Genomic DNA, 5,852 nt, shown 5'->3' on the forward strand with positions numbered 1-5,852 from the left:
CCCCGCGATGAGGCCCTCGAATACAGACACAAAAAAGCCGGCAACAAGCGCCGGCTTCGGTTCGATCAGTCCAGGGCCTGAACGGTCTTCTTCACCTGGTCAGGGAAGAACAGCCGCTGCAGTTCCAGCCCCGGCTGCTCGGCGCGCATGAACGCCTCGCCGACCAGGAACGAATACACCTCGTTGATTGCCATCAACTCGACATCAGCCCGATTGAGGATGCCACTCTCGGTGATGGCCAGGCGATCGCGGGGGATGCGTGGCAGCAGGTCGAGCGTGGTCTCCAGGCTTACCTCGAAGGTGTGCAGGTTACGGTTGTTGACGCCGACCAGCGGGGTATCGAGGGTCTTCAGCGCGCGCTCCAGCTCATCGCCGTCGTGCACTTCGACCAGCACGTCGAGACCGACGTCCTTGGCCGTGGCGGCCAGCTCGGCCATCTTCACGTCATCCAGCGCCGAGACGATCAGCAGCACGCAGTCGGCACCCAAGGCGCGGGCTTCGACGATCTGGTACGGGTCGACCATGAAGTCCTTGCGGATCACCGGCAGCGACACCGCGGCGCGGGCCTGCTGCAGGTACTCGTCGGCACCCTGGAAGTAATCCACGTCGGTCAGCACCGACAGGCAGGTCGCCCCGCCTTTTTCATAGCTGACCGCGATCTCGGCCGGCACGAAGTGCTCGCGAATCACACCCTTGCTGGGCGAAGCTTTCTTGATTTCGGCGATCACCGCCGGCTGCTTGCGCTTGGCCTGCTCGATCAAGGCATTGGCGAAGCCACGCGGGGCGTCAGCCGCCTTGGCCAGGCGCTCCAGTTCGGCAAGGCTGACCCGCGCGCTGCGCTCGGCCACTTCCTGGAACTTGCGGGCGATGATCCTTTCCAGCACCGTCGGCACGCTCATGCTTCGTTCTCCACTTTGAATACCGCGGTAAAGGCGCCCAGCTCCTGCAGCTTTTCCCAGGCCAGCCCGGTGTGCAGCACGTCATGGGCCAGTTCCACGCCCTGGGCCAGGGTCATGGCGTGATCGGCGGCATACAGCGCCGCACCGGCATTGAGCACGATCATTTCGGCGGCCTTCTGGCCATTCTCAGTCTTGCGCCGGCCCAATGCGTCACGGATCAAGTCCAGCGACGCCTGCGGGCCATCGACCGCCAGGCCGTGCAGGCTCTGGCTCTTCATGCCGAGGTCTTCGGGCTCGACCCAATACTCGGTGATCTGGTCATTCTTCAGTTCGGCCACGAAGGTGGGCGCCGCCAGGCTGAACTCGTCCAGGCCGTCCTTGGAGTGCACCACCAGCACATGCTTGCTGCCAAGGCGCTGCAGCACTTCAGCCAGCGGGCGGCACAGCGCCTGGTTGAACACCCCGACCACCTGATGCTTAACCCCGGCCGGATTCGTAAGCGGGCCGAGCATGTTGAACAGGGTACGCAGCCCCAGCTCGCGACGCGGGCCGGCGGCATACTTCATGGCCTTGTGGTGGCTCTGGGCGAACATGAAGCCGATACCCAGGCTGTCGATGCAGCGGGCGACCTGCACCGGGGTGAGGTTCAGGTAGATACCGGCGGCTTCCAGCAGGTCGGCGCTGCCGCTCTTGCCGGACACCGCGCGATTGCCGTGCTTGGCCACCGGGCAGCCGGCGGCCGCAAGGACGAACGACGACGCGGTGGAAACGTTGAAGATGTTGGCGCCATCGCCGCCGGTGCCGACGATGTCGACCACGCCATCGAGGCTCTTGAGCTCGACCTTGTCGGCCAGCTCGCGCATCACCGACACCGCGCCGACGATCTCGTCGATGCTTTCGCTCTTCATGCGCATGCCCATCAGGAAGGCGCCGATCTGCGCCTCACTGCACTGGCCAGTCATGATCTGGCGCATGACCTCGCGCATTTCATCGGTGCTCAGGTCCAGGTGGCCGACGATACGGCTCAACGCAGTCTTGATATCCATGATCGATCCTTAGCGGCGGCCGCCGGTCTGCTTGAGGAAATTGGCGAACAGCTCGTGGCCCTGCTCGGTCAGGATGGACTCGGGGTGGAACTGCACCCCTTCGATATTCAGTGTCTTGTGGCGCAGGCCCATGATCTCGTCGACCGAGCCATCGGCGTGGGCGGTCCAGGCGGTCACTTCCAGGCAATCCGGCAGCGTCTCGCGCTTGACCACCAGCGAATGGTAACGGGTAACGGTCAGCGGGTTGTTGAGGCTGGCGAACACGCCCAGGTCACGGTGCACCACCGGGCTGGTCTTGCCATGCATCACCTGGCGGGCCCGCACCACGTCGCCGCCGAAGGCCTGGCCGATCGACTGATGGCCAAGGCAGACGCCTAGGATCGGCAGCTTGCCGGCGAAGTGCAGGATCGCCTCGATGGACACACCGGCTTCGCTCGGGGTGCAGGGGCCGGGGGAAACCACGATGCGCTCGGGGTTGAGGGCTTCGATCTGGGCGATGGTCATCTCGTCATTGCGGATGACCTTGACCTCGGCACCCAGCTCGCCGAGGTACTGCACGACGTTGTAGGTGAAGGAGTCGTAGTTGTCGATCATCAATAGCATCTGGAACGAACCTCTTGAATACGGGGGACTCCGGGGGCGCGTGGCGGCCCGCCGGGTTCATGGACCACGGCCTGCTCAGCGTTTGCTGGTCTGCTCGGCGAGGGCCACCGCGCGGAACATCGCCCGACGCTTGTTGATGGTTTCTTCCCACTCCAGTGCCGGCACCGAGTCGGCGACGATGCCGCCGCCGGCCTGCACATGCAGCTCGCCGTCCTTGATCACCGCAGTGCGGATGGCGATGGCGGTATCCATGTTGCCGTTCCAGGCGAAGTAGCCCACGGCACCGCCGTAGACGCCGCGCTTGACCGGTTCCAGCTCATCGATGATTTCCATGGCGCGGATCTTCGGCGCCCCCGACAGGGTGCCCGCCGGCAGGATCGCCCGCAGCGCATCCATGGCCGTCAGCCCCTCGGCCAGTTGGCCGGTGACATTGGAGACGATGTGCATCACGTTCGAATAGCGCTCGATCACCATCTTCTCGGTCAGGCGCACGCTGCCGGTGGACGACACACGCCCCACGTCGTTGCGGCCCAGGTCGATCAGCATCAGGTGCTCGGCGATTTCCTTGTCATCCGACAGCAGGTCGTCTTCCAGGGCGCGGTCGGCCTCTTCGGTGGCGCCGCGCGGGCGGGTACCGGCGATCGGGCGCACCGTGACCAGGTTGTCCTCGACCCGCACCAGCACTTCCGGCGAACTGCCCACTACATGGAAGTCGCCGAAGTTGAAGAAGTACATGTAGGGCGTCGGATTGAAGCAGCGCAGGGCACGGTAGAGGTCGATCGGCGCGGCCGCAAAATCGATGGACATGCGCTGCGACGGCACCACCTGCATGCAGTCACCGGCGAGGATGTACTCCTTGACGGTGTCCACCGCGCGCTCGTAGTCACCCTGGGTGAAGCTGGAGCGGAAGGCCGGTTCGGCCGCCATCGGGCCATCAAGGTCGAGGCCACGGCGCGGGGTGATCGGCTGACGGAGTTGCTCCAGCAGGCCTTCAAGGCGGGCTTGGCCTTGCTCGAAGGCCTGCTCGTCGCTGGGGTCGACCAGCACGATGGCGTGCATCTTGCCGGCCAGGTTGTCGAACACCACCACGGCGTCGGAGACCATCAGCAGGATGTCCGGCACCCCCAGCGGGTCCGGGTTCGGGCAGGCGCCCAGGCGCTTTTCCACATAACGCACGCAGTCGTAGCCGAAGTAGCCGACCAGGCCGCCGTTGAAACGCGGCAGGCCCGGAATGTCGGCGACCTTGTAGCGATCCTTGAACGTCTCGACGAAGGCCAGCGGGTCTTCGACGTCATGGCTTTCCACTTCCACGCCATCCTGCAGGATGCTCACGTGGTAGCCATGCACACGCATGACGGTGCGCGACGGCAGGCCGATCATCGAATAACGGCCCCACTTCTCGCCGCCCTGCACGGATTCGAGCAGGTACGAGTTGGCTTGGTCGGCCAGTTTGAGGTAGATCGACAGGGGGGTATCGAAGTCGGCCAGGGTTTCGCGGGCCAGGGGGATGCGGTTATAGCCGGCAGCGGCCAGGCGCAGGAATTCTTCGCGGGTCATGTGTAGCCTCGTGGCAAGCAGCAATGGGGTCAGGCAAGCGGACGGGCCGGCAGGCGCCGGCGGGCATAAGTCAGGCGCGCCAGCGCCAGCGGGCCAGGGCCTTGATGACTTTCATCCAGAATTTGCCAGTAACCACCACGTCGTTGTCTCTGCTGTGCGGGGCTTGAAGGTCCGCCAACGTTATCCCAGTGTCGGTGACTAAGCAACCAGGCAGCAGCAGGCGCAGGTCGCTGATCACCAGGCTGGGAGATTCCTCGTCGATGGGGCGGCCATGGTTGTAGCCATAGCTCAGGCCGACGCACTGCACCCCGGCCGCTTTCGCCGCCAGCACGTCGCTGCGCGAATCGCCGATGAACAGCGACTGTGCAGGCGCCACACCGGCCATCTGCATCACGAACAGCAGCGCCGCCGGGTCGGGTTTTTTCTGTGGCAGGGTGTCGCCGCCGATGATCCAGCGGAAGTAGCGCCCGATCTTCATCTGGTCGAGCAAGGGGGCAACGAAGCGCTCGGGCTTGTTGGTGATCAGCGCCATCTCCACGCCCTGCTTGCTCAGCCAGCGCAGGGTGTCGCGCACACCGGGATAGACGACGGTCAGCTCATGGCTGTCGGCGTAGGCCTCCATGAACAGCGCCAGCGCGCGCTCGGCCAGGGCATCGTCGACGCTGTCGTGGTCCAGGCCACCGGCCAGCGCCCGGCGCACCAGCACCTGGGCGCCGTTGCCTACCCAGTGACGCACGGCGTCGAGCCCGGCGGGCTCGCGCCCGAGTTCGAGCAGCATGCGGTCGACGGCTGCGGCCAGGTCGGGGACCGAATCGATCAGGGTGCCATCCAGATCGAACATCACCAGCCTGGGCAGCGTCCCCGGGAACAGCTGCTCGAAGCCGCTCATGCGCGTGCCAGCGCCATTTCGGCACGCATCTTGGCGATCACTTCCTGATAGTCCGGGGCGTTGAAGATCGCCGAACCGGCGACGAAGGTGTCGGCGCCGGCTGCGGCGATTTCGCGGATGTTGCTAACGTTGACGCCGCCGTCGATCTCCAGGCGGATATCACGGCCGCTGGCGTCGATCAGTGCACGGGCCTCACGCAGCTTGTCGAGGGTACCGGGGATGAACTTCTGCCCGCCGAAGCCTGGGTTGACGCTCATCAGCAGGACCATGTCGATCTTGTCCATCACGTACTTCAGCGCATCCAGGCTGGTGGCCGGGTTGAACACCAGGCCGGCCTTGCAGCCGCCGTCGCGGATCAGCTGCAGCGAGCGGTCGATGTGCTGGGTGGCTTCCGGGTGGAAGGTGATGTAGGTGGCGCCGGCTTCGATGAAGTCGCCGATGATGCGATCGACCGGGCTCACCATCAGGTGCACGTCGATCGGCGCGGTCACGCCGTACTTGCGCAGCGCGGTGCAGACCATCGGGCCGATGGTCAGGTTGGGTACGTAGTGGTTGTCCATGACATCGAAGTGGACGATGTCGGCCCCGGCGGCCAGAACCTTGTCGACGTCCTCGCCCAGGCGGGCGAAATCGGCGGAAAGAATGGAGGGGGCAATAGCGTAGGGCTGCATGGCGCACCTGTTGGGCAGAATCACGGTGGCGCGCATTGTAACCCAGGGAAGCGGATCAGGGCTGATTGGTGTCAAGGGTGCGAGTCGGTAGGCAAGCCACACCACGTGGGAGCGGGGGGGGGGGGGGGGGGGGGGGGGGGGGGGGGGAGAGGGAGGGGGGGGGGGGAGGGGGGGCGGGCCTGCTTCT

General features: G+C 65.3%; 6 protein-coding genes. All 6 read right to left on the reverse strand.

Annotated elements, in window-relative coordinates:
• Nucleotides 1-65: 65 nt before the first annotated feature.
• The 6 genes from trpC to rpe all read right to left on the reverse strand — a co-directional run bounded on the left by trpC (nt 66) and on the right by rpe (nt 5,665).
• Nucleotides 66-899 carry an indole-3-glycerol phosphate synthase TrpC gene (gene trpC, locus ACO6VM_RS12150; protein WP_401057646.1) on the reverse strand — a complete coding sequence of 278 codons (834 nt, stop codon included), beginning with the start codon at nt 897-899 and terminating at the stop codon, nt 66-68.
• Entirely contained in the window at nt 896-1,945 is a 1,050-nt protein-coding gene (trpD, locus tag ACO6VM_RS12155; protein ID WP_125857223.1) for an anthranilate phosphoribosyltransferase, read from the reverse strand. Before trpD ends, trpC begins: the two co-directional genes overlap by 4 nt.
• Nucleotides 1,946-1,954: 9 nt before the next feature.
• Complete coding sequence (locus ACO6VM_RS12160; RefSeq protein WP_125857222.1) at nt 1,955-2,548, reverse strand: aminodeoxychorismate/anthranilate synthase component II; 594 nt, start codon at nt 2,546-2,548, stop codon at nt 1,955-1,957.
• Between the two features lie 75 nt (nt 2,549-2,623).
• Nucleotides 2,624-4,105 carry an anthranilate synthase component I gene (trpE, locus tag ACO6VM_RS12165; RefSeq protein WP_401057645.1) on the reverse strand — a complete coding sequence of 494 codons (1,482 nt, stop codon included), beginning with the start codon at nt 4,103-4,105 and terminating at the stop codon, nt 2,624-2,626.
• Between the two features lie 70 nt (nt 4,106-4,175).
• Nucleotides 4,176-4,994, reverse strand: coding sequence for a phosphoglycolate phosphatase (locus ACO6VM_RS12170; protein WP_125857220.1), 819 nt, complete (start codon nt 4,992-4,994; stop codon nt 4,176-4,178).
• On the reverse strand, nt 4,991-5,665 hold the full coding sequence (gene rpe / locus ACO6VM_RS12175; RefSeq protein ID WP_401057644.1) for a ribulose-phosphate 3-epimerase: 675 nt from the start codon (nt 5,663-5,665) through the stop codon (nt 4,991-4,993). Before rpe ends, ACO6VM_RS12170 begins: the two co-directional genes overlap by 4 nt.
• Nucleotides 5,666-5,852: the final 187 nt, after the last annotated feature.

Origin of the sequence: Pseudomonas sp. GZD-209 (genome assembly GCF_049310485.1) — a bacterium.
GTDB classification, from domain to species: Bacteria; Pseudomonadota; Gammaproteobacteria; order Pseudomonadales; family Pseudomonadaceae; genus Aquipseudomonas; species Aquipseudomonas sichuanensis.

Coding starts and splice junctions, on each gene's coding strand:
- trpC (WP_401057646.1), bottom strand. CDS start 899: ATGAGCGTGCCGACGGTGCTGGAAAGGATCATCGCCCGCAAGTTCCAG.
- trpD (WP_125857223.1), bottom strand. CDS start 1,945: ATGGATATCAAGACTGCGTTGAGCCGTATCGTCGGCCACCTGGACCTG.
- ACO6VM_RS12160 (WP_125857222.1), bottom strand. CDS start 2,548: ATGCTATTGATGATCGACAACTACGACTCCTTCACCTACAACGTCGTG.
- trpE (WP_401057645.1), bottom strand. CDS start 4,105: ATGACCCGCGAAGAATTCCTGCGCCTGGCCGCTGCCGGCTATAACCGC.
- ACO6VM_RS12170 (WP_125857220.1), bottom strand. CDS start 4,994: ATGAGCGGCTTCGAGCAGCTGTTCCCGGGGACGCTGCCCAGGCTGGTG.
- rpe (WP_401057644.1), bottom strand. CDS start 5,665: ATGCAGCCCTACGCTATTGCCCCCTCCATTCTTTCCGCCGATTTCGCC.